This is a genomic window from Enterobacter sp. BNK-13 (assembly GCF_048685015.1).
Lineage (GTDB): Bacteria > Pseudomonadota > Gammaproteobacteria > Enterobacterales > Enterobacteriaceae > Enterobacter > Enterobacter quasiroggenkampii.
Map to the genome: position 1 here is coordinate 4461846 of NZ_JBLQTP010000001.1, position 16615 is coordinate 4478460.

General features: G+C 57.6%; 11 protein-coding genes. 3 read left to right on the forward strand and 8 right to left on the reverse strand.

Features of this window, described 5'->3' with window-relative positions; all coding sequences use genetic code 11:
* Entirely contained in the window at nucleotides 1–2319 is a 2319-nt protein-coding gene (gene yicI, locus ACMGGQ_RS21575) for an alpha-xylosidase (RefSeq protein ID WP_420290493.1), read from the forward strand.
* Nucleotides 2320–2459: 140 nt separating this feature from the next.
* On the opposite strand, the gene ACMGGQ_RS21580 is transcribed toward yicI, so the two are convergent.
* A complete protein-coding gene (locus ACMGGQ_RS21580; protein ID WP_262805902.1) occupies nucleotides 2460–4154 on the reverse strand; it encodes an AsmA family protein in 1695 nt (564 codons plus the stop codon).
* Nucleotides 4155–4273: 119 nt separating this feature from the next.
* Complete coding sequence (xanP, locus tag ACMGGQ_RS21585; protein WP_014881972.1) at nucleotides 4274–5665, reverse strand: xanthine/proton symporter XanP; 1392 nt, start codon at nucleotides 5663–5665, stop codon at nucleotides 4274–4276.
* 225 nt (nucleotides 5666–5890) lie between these two features.
* Between xanP and gltS the strand changes: the two genes are divergently transcribed.
* Nucleotides 5891–7093, forward strand: a complete 1203-nt coding sequence (gene gltS, locus ACMGGQ_RS21590; RefSeq protein ID WP_420290494.1) for a sodium/glutamate symporter — start codon at nucleotides 5891–5893, stop codon at nucleotides 7091–7093.
* 1 nt (nucleotide 7094) lies between these two features.
* On the opposite strand, the gene recG is transcribed toward gltS, so the two are convergent.
* From recG to gmk, 5 genes are read right to left on the reverse strand one after another with little or no spacing between them, the layout of a single operon-like run.
* Nucleotides 7095–9176 carry an ATP-dependent DNA helicase RecG gene (gene recG / locus ACMGGQ_RS21595; RefSeq protein ID WP_048028147.1) on the reverse strand — a complete coding sequence of 694 codons (2082 nt, stop codon included), beginning with the start codon at nucleotides 9174–9176 and terminating at the stop codon, nucleotides 7095–7097.
* Nucleotides 9177–9179: 3 nt separating this feature from the next.
* Nucleotides 9180–9869, reverse strand: a complete 690-nt coding sequence (trmH, locus tag ACMGGQ_RS21600; RefSeq protein ID WP_048028145.1) for a tRNA (guanosine(18)-2'-O)-methyltransferase TrmH — start codon at nucleotides 9867–9869, stop codon at nucleotides 9180–9182.
* A 4-nt stretch (nucleotides 9870–9873) separates the two neighbouring features.
* Nucleotides 9874–11988 carry a bifunctional GTP diphosphokinase/guanosine-3',5'-bis pyrophosphate 3'-pyrophosphohydrolase gene (spoT, locus tag ACMGGQ_RS21605; RefSeq protein ID WP_045907920.1) on the reverse strand — a complete coding sequence of 705 codons (2115 nt, stop codon included), beginning with the start codon at nucleotides 11986–11988 and terminating at the stop codon, nucleotides 9874–9876.
* A 19-nt stretch (nucleotides 11989–12007) separates the two neighbouring features.
* Nucleotides 12008–12283: a DNA-directed RNA polymerase subunit omega gene (rpoZ, locus tag ACMGGQ_RS21610; RefSeq protein WP_000135058.1), complete on the reverse strand. Its 276-nt coding sequence runs from the start codon at nucleotides 12281–12283 to the stop codon at nucleotides 12008–12010.
* 54 nt (nucleotides 12284–12337) lie between these two features.
* Nucleotides 12338–12961: a guanylate kinase gene (gmk, locus tag ACMGGQ_RS21615; protein WP_010426438.1), complete on the reverse strand. Its 624-nt coding sequence runs from the start codon at nucleotides 12959–12961 to the stop codon at nucleotides 12338–12340.
* A 251-nt stretch (nucleotides 12962–13212) separates the two neighbouring features.
* Here gmk and ligB point away from each other — a divergent pair, with 251 nt between their 5' ends.
* Entirely contained in the window at nucleotides 13213–14883 is a 1671-nt protein-coding gene (gene ligB / locus ACMGGQ_RS21620; protein ID WP_420290495.1) for an NAD-dependent DNA ligase LigB, read from the forward strand.
* On the opposite strand, the gene ACMGGQ_RS21625 is transcribed toward ligB, so the two are convergent.
* A complete protein-coding gene (locus tag ACMGGQ_RS21625; protein ID WP_262779051.1) occupies nucleotides 14880–16532 on the reverse strand; it encodes a phosphoethanolamine transferase in 1653 nt (550 codons plus the stop codon). The two genes, ligB and ACMGGQ_RS21625, sit on opposite strands and share 4 nt — an antisense overlap.
* Between the last annotated feature and the right edge of the window lie 83 nt (nucleotides 16533–16615).

The following is a 16615-nucleotide window of genomic DNA, read 5'->3' on the forward strand; positions in this document are numbered from 1 at the left end:
ATGAAAATCAGTGATGGAAACTGGCTTATTCAACCGGGCCTGAATGTGACCTATCCGGTTCAGGTGTTCGACGTGGAGCAGCAGGGGAATGACCTGGTGGTGTATGTGGCGCCGCGTGACGTGCGCGAACGCACCTGGCAGCTCGACACGTTGATGTTCACGGTGCGCCTGTTTGCTCCACAGGAAGGGATTGTCGGGGTGCGTATCGAGCACTTCCAGGGCGCACTGAACAATGGTCCACATTATCCGCTGAACGTCCTGAAAGACGTGAAGGTTGAGATCGAAAACAACGCCGAATTTGCCGAGCTGAAAAGCGGCAGCGTCAGCGTTCGCGTCACCAAAGGCGAGTTCTGGGCGCTGGACTTCCTGCGCAACGGCCAGCGCATTACCGGCAGCCAGCTGAAAAATAACGGCTACGTGCAGGACAGCAATACCCACCGCAATTACGTTTTTGAGCGTCTGGATCTGGGCGTGGGGGAAACGGTCTATGGTCTGGGCGAGCGCTTCACCGCGCTGGTGCGCAACGGCCAGATGGTCGAGACCTGGAACCGCGACGGCGGCACCAGCACCGAGCAGTCCTATAAAAATATCCCGTTCTACCTGACCAACCGCGGCTACGGCGTGCTGGTGAATCATCCTGAAAATGTCTCGTTCGAAGTGGGATCTGAGAAAGTCTCTAAGGTGCAGTTCAGCGTGGAAGGGGAATATCTTGAGTACTTCGTGATCGACGGCCCGACGCCAAAAGAGGTGCTGAACCGCTATACCCGCTTCACCGGGCGTCCGGCGCTGCCGCCTGCCTGGTCGTTCGGCCTGTGGCTCACCACCTCGTTCACGACCAATTACGACGAAGCGACGGTGAACAGCTTTATCGACGGTATGGCCGAGCGCGACCTGCCGCTGCACGTCTTTCACTTCGACTGCTTCTGGATGAAGGCCTTCCAGTGGTGTGACTTCGAGTGGGATCCGGTGACTTTCCCGGACCCTGAAGGAATGATCCGCCGCCTGAAGGAGAAAGGGCTGAAGGTCTGCGTGTGGATTAACCCGTACATTGGCCAGAAGTCGCCGATCTTCCAGGAGCTGAAAGCGAAGGGCTACCTGCTCAAGCGCCCGGACGGCTCCCTGTGGCAGTGGGACAAATGGCAGCCGGGGCTGGCGATTTACGACTTCACCAACCCGGACGCGTGCCGGTGGTATGCCGACAAGTTGAAAGGCCTGGTGGATATCGGCGTCGACTGCTTCAAAACCGACTTCGGCGAGCGTATTCCGACGGACGTGCAGTGGTTCGACGGGTCCGATCCGCAGAAGATGCACAACCATTACGCCTACATCTACAACGAACTGGTGTGGAACGTGCTGAAAGAGACGGTGGGGGAAGAAGAGGCGGTGCTGTTTGCCCGCTCCGCGTCTGTGGGGGCACAGCAGTTCCCGGTGCACTGGGGTGGTGACTGCTACGCCAACTATGAATCAATGGCGGAAAGCCTGCGCGGCGGGCTGTCGATTGGCCTGTCCGGCTTCGGTTTCTGGAGCCACGATATCGGCGGGTTCGAAAACACCGCCCCGGCGCACGTCTACAAGCGCTGGTGCGCGTTCGGGCTGTTCTCCAGCCACAGCCGCCTGCACGGCAGCAAATCCTACCGCGTGCCGTGGGCGTACGATGACGAGTCCTGCGACGTGGTGCGCCACTTCACGCAGCTGAAGTGCCAGCTGATGCCGTATCTTTACCGTCAGGCGACGCTGGCCCGCGAGTTCGGCACGCCGATGCTGCGGGCGATGATGCTGGAGTTCCCGGACGATCCGGCGTGCGATTACCTCGACCGTCAGTACATGCTGGGGGATTCGTTAATGGTGGCGCCGGTGTTCTCCGAGGCGGGCGACGTGCAGTTCTACCTGCCGGAAGGGCGCTGGACGCACCTGTGGCACAACGACGAAATCCAGGGCAGCCGCTGGCATAAGCAGCAGCACGATTTCATGAGCCTGCCGGTCTACGTGCGCGACAACACGCTGCTGGCGCTGGGCAATAATAACCAGAAACCCGACTACGCGTGGCACGAGGGGACGGCCTTCCAGCTGTTTAACCTGGATGATGGCGCAACGGCAGTGAGCGAAGTGCCTTCGGCGAACGGCGCGGTGGCGTTTACTCTGAAGGCATCGCGTCAGGGCGACATCGTGACCTTTACCGGCGCGGGAGACGCGCAAAACTGGTCGGTGTGTTTGCGCAACGTGCAGACGGTGAGCGGCGTGAAGGGTGGTTCGCAGGCGGGCAGCGAGTGGGGCGTGGTGGTGAAAGCCGAAGGGAATGAGGTGGTGGTTCAGTTCTGAGGTGGAAAATGCCCGGTGGCGCTTCGCTTACCGGGCCTACGGTAATTATGCGGTCTGATGCCCTCACCCTGACCCTCTCCCACAGGGAGAGGGAACCAAAACCTCGTAGGCCGGGTAAGGCGAAGCCGCCACCCGGCTTTTTACTGTGCCGGCGCCATCGCCGACACCACGCCGCCCGTCATCGTCTGCTCTACCTGCTGCTTATCCATATTCACCGCGCTCAGCTTCCCATTCACCGTTGGCTTCAGCGGCGCACTGGCCTGCACGCTGCCGCTGGCGGTGAGCTGAATATTGCCGTCGCCTGCAATCGGCAGCGCAGGCCAGCCCCACTGCTGCAGCACATTGAGCGGTACGCCGCGCCCGTTCAGGCTCACCGCGGTCTGCCGCTGCGGGAGTTGTGAAACGGTCGCCGTGGCTTCCAGAATGCCTTTTTCGGTAAACGCGCTGAGGTCGGTAATATTCACCGTGGCGGCGTTGGCATTCAGCGCCAGCGACGGACGACGTACGTCGACGCGGTTAAAGGTTGCCGCCGCGCCGTTCAGGGTCGCGCTGCCGCCCCAGACGCCCCACTGGCGATCTTTCACCAGCTGCAGGTTTGCGCCATAGCCATCCAGAGAAGTGATCTGCCACGGGAAGGCAGGATCGATGTCGATCACCAGGTTGCGGCTCAGGCCGAATTTTTGCAGCGTGACGCTGTTCAGCCATTCCGGTAGAGGCGCCATCCACAGCGTTTTCCAGTTCTGCGGCAGGGTGTACTCCAGCCCGGCGATGGCGACATCGTCCAGCACCAGCGCTTTACCGTCGCGCAGCCAGTTGCCGGAGGTGCGCACCATACCGCCTTCCCAGCGGGAGGTGAACTGACGCAGCGCCATACCCTGCGGGGAAAACTCCGCATTCAGGATCGGGTCAAACAGATGCAGGGAGCCGTAGATAAACTCGCTGGCGTTCATCGACAGACGGCCCTCCTGGCTCTGCCAGTCGCCTTTGCTTAGCGTCAGGTTGCGCAGGCTTAAATCGAGATCGGTCACCGCCCAGTCCGGGCCCTGAAGCCGGGCGTCGGTCACGTCCAGACGACCAATCTGCAGAGAGGGGATAGTGGCCAGCGGCGCGAAGAACGCGGTCAGCGTTTTATCGCTCTGCAGGCGGATTTCGTTCAGGCGCATGGTGTCGATAATCCAGCTCCCGTCGGCGTTGCGCAGAGCGGAGCCGGTGAGTGAGCCGCGGGCCATATCGGCACCAATCGTGTTCAGCACCACCTCCTTGCCGTTAAGCTGGCCCTCGATCAGCACGTTGGTGGCCGGTACGCCGTTCAGAGTCAGCGAGCCTGCGCTCATCTGGATCTGCGCGTGATTACCCAGCACGTTGCCCGCTTCCGGCTGCCATGGGCTGACGCCGCCCGTCACCTTCTGCGCGCTCAGATCCCATTCGGTATTCGGGCTGTTGAACGCCATGTTGTTCAACTGCAGACGATCGGCCTGGAAAGGCAGCGGCGCGGTCTGCGGGGAGAGATTCAGCGTGCCGTCGAACAGGGCGATGGTGTCCACGTGCAGCGGATCGGTTATCTGGCGGCTACTCAGGCCGATATCCACTTTTTTGGCAACCAGGGTGGCGGGTTTTCCGTCCCGACCGAAGGTGACGTTTTCCAGAATGAGGTGGGAAGGCGACGAAAAGCGGTGATTCATCTTGTCGAAACTGAGTTCGTAGTCGGTATTCACCGTAACCCAGCTGCTGACCTGAGCCGCACCCCAGCGGGTCTGGAGCAGAATATAGAGCGCCAGCATCACAATGAGCAGGGCTACCAGAAGATAGACGAGTAGCTTTCCAATAAATTTCATGGTCTTCCATCCCGCAAAACGCACATAAGGGAGTTATGCACGATTTATGCGCAATCCTCAAGGCGGGAATGGTGTAATTAGATGTCACGGCAGGCATTGACTGCCTGCCGTGAGAGAAATCAGTTTTTCTCAGGCGGGAAAACGAGGTTCAGCACGATAGCGGTGATACCGCCTGCGGCAATGCCGGAAGAGAGCAGGTTTTTCACCCAGTCCGGGGCAAACTGCAGGATCAGCGGCTGCTGAGAAACGCCCAGACCGACGGCCAGCGACAGCGCGATAATCATGATCGCGCGGCGGTTCAGCGGCTCGCGGGAGACGATACGCACGCCGGAGGCCGCGATCGTCCCGAACATCACCAGCGTTGCACCGCCCAGCACCGGCTCAGGGATGTGCTGCACAAAGCCGCTCACCGCCGGGAACAGGCCGAGGACGATCAGCATCAGCGCCACCACGAAGCCGACGTAGCGGCTGGCCACGCCGGTCAGCTGGATCACGCCGTTGTTCTGACCGAAGCAGGAGTTCGGGAAGGTGTTGAAGACCGCAGAGACAAACGAGTTGAGGCCGTTCGCCAGCACGCCTCCTTTCAGGCGCTTCATGTACAGCGGACCGGAAACGGGCTGCTCGGAGACGTCGGAGGTGGCGGTGATGTCGCCGATGGTCTCCAGAGAGGTGATCATAAAGACCAGCATCAGCGGCAGGAGCAGGCCCCAGTCAATGCCCAGACCGTAGTACAGCGGCGTGGGGACGGTGATCAGCGCGCTGTTGGTCGGCGCGGTGTTTTCCGGCAGCATACCCAGCGCCCAGGCCAGCAGGTAACCCGCCGCCATGGCGATCACCAGCGAGGCGACGCGCAGGTAAGGGTTACGCTGACGGTTAAGCAGAATAATGATGGCCAGCACGACGCCTGCCAGTAGCAGGTTTTTCGGCGCGCCGAAGGTGTGGTCGCTCATCGCGGCATAGCCGCCACCGATGGAGGTAAGGCCCACCTGAATCAGCGACAGGCCGATAATCATCACGACGACGCCGGAAACCAGCGGGGTGATAACGCGGCGAGCCAGATGCAGAACGCGGGAGATCACCATCTCCGTACAGCTGGCCAGCATCAGCGTGCCGAACAGGGCCGCCATCATGGTCGGGACATCCGCGCCGCCGGTTTTCAGAGCCGTACCGCCCATGATCAGGGGCGCCACGAAGTTAAAGCTGGTGCCCTGAATCGACAATAATCCCGACCCCACCGGACCCCACGCTTTAATTTGAATAATCGAGGCCACGCCGGAGGCGAAAAGAGACATGCTGATAATGTGCTGCGTGTCCTGCGCCGGTAAACCGAGCGCCTGGCAAATCAGCAGCGCCGGGGTGATCACCGCAACAAACATCGCCAGAAGATGCTGGCAGGCGGCGAAAAGCGTCTGCGGCAGCGGCGGGCGATCTTCAAGGCGGTAAATCAGTTCGCTATTTTGCTTCTGCGCAATCGGTTGCGCATCAGGCGACTCTATGGTGTTAACGGACATCGGCGGCAATCCCACGGTGGAAAAGCGGGCATTTTATCTGACCACCTGGTAAAAGCAAACGATTGCCAGCAAAAAAAGGCAAGAAAATCTGCCGCTGTGAGCAGGTTTTCTACAACGCATCGGGAAAAAAAATTACACTTTTTGCGCCGGGGGCTCATGAAGAGCGCAAACCGGCCCAGGATAACGCCGCGTGTGTAGGGAACACGCGCAAAAAAGGAGCCTTCTATGATTCATCTCGATACGCTGTCGACACTCGTTGCCGCAACGCTGGTCTTACTGCTTGGTCGTAAGCTGGTACATAGCGTTTCCCTTCTGAAGAAATACACTATTCCTGAGCCTGTCGCCGGTGGTCTGCTGGTGGCGCTGGCCCTGCTGGTGCTGAAAAAAAGCATGGGCTGGGAAATCGATTTTGATATGTCCCTGAAAGACCCGCTGATGCTGGCCTTCTTTGCCACCATCGGCCTGAATGCCAACCTGGCGAGCCTGCGGGCGGGCGGTAAGGTGCTCGGTGTATTTTTGATTGTGGTGGTGGGGCTGCTGCTGATGCAAAACGCGATTGGTATCGGGATGGCGTCGCTGCTGGGACTGGATCCGCTGATGGGGCTGCTGGCAGGGTCGATTACCCTGTCAGGCGGTCACGGTACCGGAGCCGCGTGGAGCAAGTTATTTATCGAGCGCTACGGGTTTGAAAACGCGACGGAAGTGGCGATGGCCTGCGCGACCTTTGGTCTGGTGCTGGGTGGCCTGATTGGCGGCCCGGTGGCTCGCTATCTGGTGAAGCACTCCACCACGCCGGACGGCAGGCCGGACGATGAGCTGGTGCCGACAGCATTCGAAAAGCCGGATGTCGGGCGCAGCATTACCTCGCTGGTGCTGATTGAAACCATCGCGATGATCGCCATCTGCCTGACCTTGGGCAAAGTGGTTGCGCAATGGCTGGCGGGCTCAGCGTTTGAACTGCCGACCTTTGTCTGCGTGCTGTTTATCGGGGTGATCCTGAGCAACGGTCTGGCGCTGATGGGCTTCTACCGCGTATTTGAACGGGCGGTGTCGGTGCTCGGTAACGTCTGCCTGTCGCTGTTCCTGGCGATGGCGCTGATGAGCCTCAAGCTGTGGGAGCTGGCCTCGCTGGCGCTGCCAATGGTGGCGATTCTGGCGGTGCAGACCCTGTTTATGGCGCTGTACGCCATGTTTGTCACCTGGCGGATGATGGGCAAAAACTATGATGCGGCGGTGCTGGCGGCGGGTCACTGCGGGTTTGGTCTGGGGGCCACCCCAACGGCTATCGCCAACATGCAGGCGATCACCGAACGCTTCGGGCCTTCGCACATGGCGTTTCTGGTGGTCCCGATGGTCGGGGCGTTCTTTATTGATATCGTCAACGCGCTGGTGATTAAGCTGTACCTGATGCTGCCGATGTTTGCCTGAATCAGGCGTTGGAATAGCGTTCGGTTTCCGGCATCCAGCGCTCAATTAACGCTGCCGCCTGTTCGGGGTAGCGTTCATGAATGTGGCGGGCGAGGCGCTGAACCTCGGGGATCATGGCCTGATCGCGCAGCAAATCCGCGACTTTGAATTCCGCGTTCCCCGTCTGACGCGTGCCCAGCAGTTCCCCGGGGCCGCGGATCTCAAGGTCTTTTTGCGCAATCACAAAACCGTCGTTACTGTCGCGCAGCACCTGCAAACGCATCTGGGCGGTTTTCGAGAGCGGGGCTTTGTAGAGCAGGACGCAGTGGGACGCTACCGCGCCACGGCCAACGCGTCCGCGCAGCTGGTGGAGCTGGGCCAGGCCCAGGCGCTCCGGGTTTTCGATAATCATCAGGCTGGAGTTCGGGACGTCCACGCCCACTTCAATCACCGTCGTGGCGACCAGCAAATGCAACTCGCCCTGCTTAAACGACTGCATCACCGCCTGCTTTTCGGCAGGCTTCATGCGTCCGTGAACCAGGCCCACGTTCAGCTCCGGCAGCGCCAGCTTAAGCTCTTCCCACGTGGCTTCGGCAGCCTGCGCTTCCAGCAGTTCCGACTCTTCAATCAGCGTACAGACCCAGTAGGCCTGACGCCCTTCGTGGGTGCAGGCGTTGCGCACGCGGTCGATGATGTCGCTGCGACGCGTGTCAGGAATGGCAACCGTTGTGACCGGCGTACGGCCGGGAGGGAGTTCGTCGATGGTGGAGGTATCCAGATCGGCGTAAGCCGTCATCGCCAGGGTGCGCGGGATCGGCGTGGCGGTCATGATCAGCTGATGCGGATGGAAGCCCTGCTGCAGTCCCTTTTCCCACAGCGCCAGACGTTGATGCACGCCGAAGCGGTGCTGTTCATCGATAATCACCAGCGCAAGGCCGTTGAACTGCACCTGCTCCTGGAAGATAGCGTGCGTGCCGACAATCATCTGCACCTGCCCGCTGGCGATGGCCTCCTGTTGCGCAAGGCGCGCTTTCCCTTTTTGCTTTCCGGCAAGCCAGCCGACTTCAATCCCGAGCGGTGCAAACCAGGCGCGGAAATTGTTGGCGTGCTGTTCCGCCAGCAGTTCGGTCGGTGCCATCAGCGCGACCTGTTTGCCGTGGGCAATTGCGCGCAGGGCGGCCAGCGCGGCAACCAGCGTTTTACCGGACCCTACGTCGCCCTGCACCAGGCGCATCATCGGCACGTCGAGCGCCATATCGCGTTCAATCTCGGCGGTGACGCGCGCCTGTGCGCCGGTGGGTTTAAAGGGCAGGGAGGCCAGCAGCTTATCTTTGAGCTCATCACGCGGGCTTAATGGCTGGGCATGGAAACGCTGCGCGCCGGCGCGCAGCGCCAGCATGCTCAGGTTATGGGCCAGTAATTCCTCAAGGATAAGACGCTGTTGAGCGGGGTGTTTGCCGCTTTCTAAGTCGCTGAGCTGCAGCGTTGGCGGCGGGCGGTGCAGGGTACGCAGCGCCTCGGGCAGGCTCATCATGCCCTGTGCCAGCTCGGGCGGCAGCAGCTCGGTAATGGCGCAGGTATCCAGCAGCTCCAGCGCCTGATCGGTGAGCTTACGCAGCGTCGCCTGCTTGATGCCTTCGGTCGTCGGGTAAACCGGGGTGAGCGTCTCCTGCATCTCTGGCGTGCTGAGATCGCCCTGCACGCGGTACTCCGGGTGGATCATCTCTGCGCCATATTTCCCGCGTTTGGCTTCGCCATAGGCCAGCACCCTGCGGCCCGTTGCCAGGCTGTTTTTCATCGCCGCGCTGAAGTTGAAAAATCGCATGGTGAGAATGCCGGTGCCGTCGCTGATCTGACAGGTCATCATCCGGCGTCCGCCGAAGGTGATGTTGCAGTTCAGAACTTCGCCTTCAACGGTGGCGTAAATGGCGGGAAGGAGATCGCCAATCTTGTAAAGCTGGGTGCGGTCTTCGTAACGCAGGGGGAGGTGAAGCAGGAGATCCTGCACCGTGTGTAGGCCAATTTTAGCCAGCTTATTGCTTTGCGCCGCGCCCACGCCCGTCAGGCTGTTGAGCGGGATAGCATCCAGCAGGCGGCCTTTCATCGGTTACCCGGCGTACTGCATGGTGGCCCACCACTCGGCATCGGCTTCAATTTCGCCCTGCGCGTTGACGTGGGGGTAAGGCAATTTTTTCTGCTTCGCAACGCGAGCCAGCACCGGATAGCCACCTTCAAACAGCAGCCGCTGCTGTTCCTCTTCCGGCAGCATGCTGTTGCTGCGCTCGTACATGCCGGCGTTCTGACGCTGGCGCTGCGCTTCATACAGAATGAGCGCGGAGGCCACGGAGACGTTGAGTGACTGGACCATGCCAATCATCGGAATGATGATGTCCCGATCCGCCAGATCCAGCGCTTCCTGGGTGATCCCGGTTTTCTCCTGGCCCATCAAAATGCAGGTCGGGCGGGTGTAGTCGATCTCGCGGAAATCCACGGCCTTAGCGGACAGGTTAGTGGCAAGGATCTGCATACCGCGCCCTTTCAAGTGCGATACGGCTTCGCCAATTGTCTGGTGAGATTTGACGGAAACCCAGCTGTTACTGCCTGCCGCGGCAGAGACCATGGTTCGCATTCGGTGACCCGGCCAGACGGCGTGCACTTCATGCACACCGACGGCATCGGCGGTACGAACGATAGCAGAGACGTTATGCGGTTTATGGACCTGCTCCATGCAGACCGTCAGGTCAGGCTGACGCCTGGCGAGCATTTCGCATATCCGCGCGTAACGTTGTGAATTCATGCCGCTAGTTTCGGTTACGGGTGACTTTAATCACGTCCGGCATGACGCGGATCTTGCGCATAATATTTGCCAGATGCACGCGGTCGCGGGCGGTCAGACGAATAAAGGCGCTGTACACGCGGCCATCTTTTTCTTCCGTATTCAGGCTTTGAATATTGGAAGACGCCGTGTTGATCGCTGCCGTCAGGTTCGCCAGGGCACCCTGATGGTTGAACATATCCACCTTAATTTCGGTGATAAATTCCTGCGCGGTCTCTTTATCCCATTCGACCGCCATAAACTTCTCGGCCTCTTTCTGGTAGCCGCGGATGTTACGACAGGATTCATGGTGGATAACCAGCCCTTTACCCGGGCTGACGTGCGCAATAATCGGGTCGCCAGGAATTGGACGGCAACATTTTGCGAAGGTGATCAGCACCCCGTCCGCGCCTTTAATCGGCAGATGTCCGTGGCCTGGCGTAGCTGCAGGCACGGCTGTCGTGTCGCCTTGCTGCAGGTTCTTCGCCACCACCACGCTCATGGCGTTGCCGAGGCCGATCTCTGCCAGCAGGTCGTCAAGCGACGCGAGCTTCATGCGCTCCAGCTCACGCTGGACGTTCTCCTGCGGGATTTCAGCCAGCTTGCGACTGCCGCCCAACGCGTGGTTGAGAAGACGACGCCCAAGGCTGACGGAATCATCACGCTTGAGGTTTTTCAGCAGCTGGCGAATTTTGGCGCGTGCTTTAGAACTCACGACAAAGTTCAGCCAGGCCGCGTTCGGACGTGCGCCCGGCGCGGTAATGATTTCCACCGTCTGGCCGCTGGAGAGCGGCTGAGACAGCGGGTAAGGCTGTCTGTCGACGCGCGCGCCCACGCAGGCATGGCCGATATCGGTATGCACGGCGTAAGCGAAGTCGACCGGTGTTGCGCCCGCAGGCAGTTCGACAATGCGGCCTTCTGGGGTGAAAACGTAAATCTCATCCGGGAAGAGATCGGATTTCACGCTCTCGATAAATTCAAACGAGCTACCCGCACTCTGCTGAAGTTCCAGCAGGCTCTGCATCCAGCGCTGGGCGCGGATTTGTGCGGTCGTGCTGCTTTCGCCACCGTGCTCTTTATAGGCCCAGTGCGCGGCCACACCCATCTCTGCCATCTGGTCCATGTCTTCGGTACGAATTTGCACCTCAACAGGCACGCCGTGCGGCCCGATCATCGAGGTGTGCAAAGATTGATAGCCGTTCGCTTTTGGAATGGCGATGTAATCTTTCATCCGCCCTGGACGCGGTTTATAGAGGCTGTGCATCTGCCCCAGCACGCGATAACAGGTATCTGAATCGTGGACAATGACGCGGAAGGCGTAGATATCCATGATCGAGTGAAAACGTTGCTCTTTGAGCACCATTTTGCAGTAGATGGAGTACAGGTGTTTTTCGCGACCGCTGACGCGGCACGGGATCCCCGCTTCCTGCAAACGCCCTTCGATTTCAGAGAGGATCTTTTGAATCATCTCTTTACGGTTGCCGCGTGCGGCTTTCACCACCTCTTTAATCACGCGATAGCGGTTCGGGTACAACGCTTCAAAACCCAGCTCTTCCAGCTCGGTTTTAATGTGGTGAATACCTAAACGGTGTGCCAGCGGACTGTAGATTTCGAGGGTTTCACGGGCAATGCGGCGACGTTTATCCGGGCGAAGTGAGCCCAGCGTGCGCATGTTGTGGGTACGGTCAGCGAGTTTGATGAGAATGACGCGGATATCCTGCACCATCGCCATAATCATCTTGCGGAAGTTTTCGGCTTGCGCCTCTTTCTTGTCGCGGAAATTCAGCTTATCAAGCTTAGAGACCCCTTCCACCAGTTCGGCAACGCTTTTGCCAAACAGCTGTTCCATGTCCTGGTAAGTGGCAGGGGTATCTTCAATCACGTCGTGCAGCAACGCGGCCATCAGCGTTTCGTAGTCGAGTTTCATCTCGGCCAGAATACAGGCCACCGCTACCGGGTGCGTGATGTAGGGTTCACCGCTTGAACGTGTCTGGCCCTCGTGAGCGTCACGTGCAACGAGATACGCCTGCTGAAGACGCTTAATCTGGTCTTCAGGCAGGTAGGTTTGAATCAGTTGATTCAGGCTTTCAAACAGATACAAGGGCGACCCGCAGGTTTAATTAACGACGACCTTCAGCAATAGCGGTTACGGCCTGCAGTTCTGCGGCTTCCTGCTCTTGCTGCTCCTGGCGCTCACGCACGTCGAGGATCTGGTTGTTGATCAGACCTTCTTCGATTTCGCGAAGTGCAATAACGGTGGTTTTATCGTTTTCTTCCGGTACCAGCGGATCTTTACCGCCTACCTGCATCTGACGAGCGCGACGCGCGGCGACCAGCACCAGGTCAAAACGGTTACCAATTTTCTCTACAGCGTCCTGAACAGTTACGCGTGCCATACTTAAAATGCTCCACAGGTGAAGAAATGACTGGGCATGATACTGAAAGTGGGTTCAGTCTGCCAACAGTTTGGTGATTAATGCGTCATGTCGCTGCTTCTGGCGGCTCATACGCAGACGTTCTGCACGAAGAATGGTTTTGAGATCGCTCAGCGCGGCATCAAAATCATCATTCACAATAAGGTAATCATATTCCGCGTAATGGCTCATTTCTGCAACAGCCTGTTCCATACGCTTTGCGATGACTTCTTCGCTGTCCTGACCGCGGCCACGCAGGCGGCGATCCAGCTCATCTTTCGATGGCGGTAAAATAAAGATACTGCGCGAGTCAGGCATTTTCTTGCGAATTTGCTGTGCACCCTGCCAGTCGATATCCAGGAACACATTCACGCCCGTGGCCAGAACCTGCTCAATGGTTTCACGCGAGGTACCGTAGTAATTACCGAATACTTCCGCGTGTTCAAGAAACGCGTCTCTGCCGATCATCGCTCTGAACTCGTCGTGATCCACAAAGAAATAGTGTTCACCGTGCACTTCACCCGGACGCGGCGCTCGCGTGGTGTGAGAAACAGAAACCTGTGTGTCGTACAACGGTTGGGTTTTTAACAGTGCCTGAATAAGGCTGGATTTACCCGCGCCACTAGGGGCAGAAACAATATAAAGCGTGCCTTGAGCCATGAGAGTCTTTTGTATGTGTTAACGAAGAAGTCCTACATACGGGCTTATTATACACGTCACTGTCGTGTGACGTAGCCTTTGTCACACTTTTTCCCCTGGATTATTGAATTTTGCGTGCCGTTTTCAGGTTTTATCCGTGGTTTTCAGCAACCCCAGGAAATACTGGATAGCGTCTCGCAATGTGAACCGTTGCCGTTAGCGTTGTTTCAGACATCAAGGTATACCTCCTGCAACGCAAAGGAGGGGTAGCGATGTGGCGATGGATAAGCGGGTTAATGCTGTTGTGGTGTGGCTATGGCGCGGCGGTATGTCCGGTCTGGTCGCAGGCAAAAGCAGAGAAAGAGATGGCGTCATTAAGCGCGCAAATCAAACGCTGGGATGATGCTTACTGGAAGCAGGGCGTGAGCGAAGTTAACGACGAGGTTTACGATCAGCTTAACGGGCGGTTAACGCAGTGGCAGCGCTGTTTTGGCACTGAACTCTCAGGAGAGAAACTTCCTCCGCTGGCCGGGAGCGTCAAACATCCTGTTGCCCATACGGGCGTACATAAGGTGGCCAGCAAAGAGGAGCTGAAACAATGGATGCGTGCGCGGCAACATCTGTGGATGCAGCCCAAAGTTGACGGTGTGGCGGTAACGCTGGTCTACCGTGACGGAAAGTTAATCCAGGCCATCAGTCGCGGTGATGGCCTGAAAGGGGAGGACTGGACCGGGAAGGTACGTTTAATCCCGTCTGTTCCGCAAAAGCTCACCGGCAAGCTGGCGAACAGCGTCTTACAGGGCGAGCTTTTCTGGCTAAGCGACAATCACATTCAGCGGCAGATGGGTGGGATGAACGCTCGCGCAAAGGTGGCAGGTGCGATGATGCGCCAAAAGGATAACGCGCTATTGAATAAGCTTGGCGTATTCATCTGGGCTTGGCCGGATGGGCCGAAAAATATGCAGACATCTTTAGCTGAACTGTCTCAGGCCGGTTTTACGCTGTCGGCACGGTATACGCTACCCGCCGAATCTGTTGACGCCGTCGAGAAACAACGCGTGGCCTGGCACGTAGCTGCATTACCCTTTGCCACGGATGGCATTGTGGTGCGGTCGGAGGATGCGCCTGCGGGGGAAGGCTGGTTGCCGGGCGAAGGCAACTGGGTGGTTGCGTGGAAATATATGCCAGCAGCCCAGGTGGCCGAGGTGAGTGATATTCATTTTTCCGTGGGGCGAACGGGCAAAATGTCCGTTGTAGCCGCGCTGGAACCCGTGCAACTGGATGATAAACAGGTGCAGCGGGTGAGTCTGGGCTCAGTTGAGCGCTGGCAGCGGCTGGATATTGCCCCGGGGGATCAGATCCAGGTCTGCCTGGCCGGGCAGGGTATTCCCCGGTTTGATAAGGTGGTCTGGCGCGGGATGGACAGACATAAACCTGAGCCTCCCGCCTCACGGTATCATGCGCTTAGCTGTTTCTATGCTTCGCCGGAATGTATGGAGCAGTTCTTTGCCCGACTGGCATGGCTCAGCTCAAAGCAGGTATTTGATATTGAAGGATTAGGCGAGTCAGGCTGGCGGACCCTCTGGCAGGCGCATCATTTTGAACATCTCTTTTCGTGGCTGTTATTAACGCAGGCGCAAATGCAGGCTACGCCTGGATTTTCCTCCGCGCGCGGGCTGGCGCTCTGGCATCGATTTAATCTGGTGCGCGAGAAGCCTTTTATCCGCTGGCTCATGGCACTGGGTGTTCCGCTGACACAGGCTTCGCTGAAGGCGATGGGGGACGTAACGTGGCAAACGTTGAGCGGACGTAACGCAAAAGACTGGCAGAGCCTGCCGGGAACGGGAGAGAAGAAGGCGCGACAAATTGTTGCATTCATCCATGACCCTGGCGTTGCCGGCCTGGCTTCCTGGCTAGGCAAGCAGGGTCTGCCCGGATTTTAGAGCGAGCTTGCTTTAGCTTTGCGCCAGGGGGTATGTCTGTCTGGTGAACTGAAGGTTTCGCGAAGCTGATCGTAGTCATAGATGTGGCGGCCGCCATCAATTACCGGGATCAGTGTAGGAGCCTGATAGCACGGTGCAAGCACCGAGCCGCATTGATCAACACCCGTTGTGATTCCAAGCCACGTTAACATCAACTCATAATTGCTTGCTGTGGGCCACGCTTCATGTACCCACCCCACCGCTCTTTTTTGGGCAGTCAGGGCTTGCTGGCTATACCAGATAAATTGGGGGACCTGGTAAGCCTCTTTGCTTGGGTTGCGTGAGCCATGCATATAGATGGAATTCAGTTGCGGGTTTTTTTCCAGCCCATGGTCTGAAAAATAGAGCAGAGAGGATGCGCTGCCCTGCAGACGTTTAGCCACTTCGCCAATGAAGTAGTCGGTAAACAGAATCGCGTTATTGTAGCAATCTTCATATTTGTTGCCGGTATGCAGAATATTCGCTGATGCCGGATACCGATCGCAGGCCATCTCATGGCTGCCGTTGATATGCAGGAAAATTAACTTCTTGCCGGGGGCTTTAAGCGCTTCATCCAGGGCCGGTAAAAGCTCGGTGTCATAACGGGTATCAATCCACTGGGCTTTATGGCTGATAGAGGCAATGGCCACAATGTAGTTATTGCTCTTGCCTGTGTTACCCTGGGCGCTAATCCACTCGGTGTGATAGCCCGTTTTTTTAGCGACGCTAACGATATTGTCAGCAAGCTTATCGGTGGTGAAGTGGTCTGGATCAGCTTTGCTTAAAATCATCGGCACGGAAAGCACGGTGGCTGACGCTGGGGCAATAGCATTGCTAAAGATGAGGGCGTCCTTCGCCAGCCTGGATTCTACAGGCGTGGTATCCTGGTGAAAACCGTAGAGCTTCATATTGCTGCGACGTGCGGATTCACCCACGATAACAACATAGTTTTCGATGCCCGTATCATGATATTGCAATGCAGGATAATTGACGCTGTGCTGGCTAATTTTCTCCGCCAGCGCGTTATCGCGATGGGCAATAATGAACTCTGCACCGGTGTAAAACGGCGTATTGGTTAAAATCCGCGAGCTTAGCGGATAATAAACTTCAAGGTCGTGGCGTTTTTTCAGCCAGTTCGCCGTTGAATACCAGCCCAAATAAACGGCAAGCAGAACGAAGCCGACAGTTCTCACACGGGAAGAAACATGCTCGCTCGTCGATTTGATTGCGTACCAGGTGACAACAAAGTAAGCAACCGCGGCTGGTAAACAGTGCAGGTATAAACCTGACATGCTTTTCGCTTCGGCTACGTGAGTGCCGAGAATACTCATCGCAAATACGGTGTTAAATTCGCTCTGGTAGACACTCCATGTGCTGTAAGCAACCGCAAAATTTAACGTAAGCAGGGCGGTTAAAACAAATGCGACGATCTTACCGGGAAGCGTGCGATAGATCGCTGCGGCGCAGACCAGTAAGAGCGCATTACAAATCGCAATGCGCACTGCGAATCGCGCAGGTTGTGTTAAAAATACTGGCCATAACTGAATCAGCACGGAAACGAGCAGCAAAATTAAAAAATGGCTGCTGAGTTTTTTATTAATAATCAGTGCTGACGTTTTGGCAAAGGACATTGTTTTAACGCAAGTTTATGGGGACAAAGTGGCGACATTTTATCGCGTTTGGCCCGGTTATATGGGATAACAAAAGGTGCTTT

Bases quoted from the DNA above. Each gene is read 5' to 3' on its own strand.
- yicI (WP_420290493.1), top strand. From the start codon at position 1: ATGAAAATCAGTGATGGAAACTGGCTTATTCAACCGGGCCTGAATGTG.
- ACMGGQ_RS21580 (WP_262805902.1), bottom strand. From the start codon at position 4,154: ATGAAATTTATTGGAAAGCTACTCGTCTATCTTCTGGTAGCCCTGCTC.
- xanP (WP_014881972.1), bottom strand. From the start codon at position 5,665: ATGTCCGTTAACACCATAGAGTCGCCTGATGCGCAACCGATTGCGCAG.
- gltS (WP_420290494.1), top strand. From the start codon at position 5,891: ATGATTCATCTCGATACGCTGTCGACACTCGTTGCCGCAACGCTGGTC.
- recG (WP_048028147.1), bottom strand. From the start codon at position 9,176: ATGAAAGGCCGCCTGCTGGATGCTATCCCGCTCAACAGCCTGACGGGC.
- trmH (WP_048028145.1), bottom strand. From the start codon at position 9,869: ATGAATTCACAACGTTACGCGCGGATATGCGAAATGCTCGCCAGGCGT.
- rpoZ (WP_000135058.1), bottom strand. From the start codon at position 12,283: ATGGCACGCGTAACTGTTCAGGACGCTGTAGAGAAAATTGGTAACCGT.
- gmk (WP_010426438.1), bottom strand. From the start codon at position 12,961: ATGGCTCAAGGCACGCTTTATATTGTTTCTGCCCCTAGTGGCGCGGGT.
- ligB (WP_420290495.1), top strand. From the start codon at position 13,213: ATGTGGCGATGGATAAGCGGGTTAATGCTGTTGTGGTGTGGCTATGGC.
- ACMGGQ_RS21625 (WP_262779051.1), bottom strand. From the start codon at position 16,532: ATGTCCTTTGCCAAAACGTCAGCACTGATTATTAATAAAAAACTCAGC.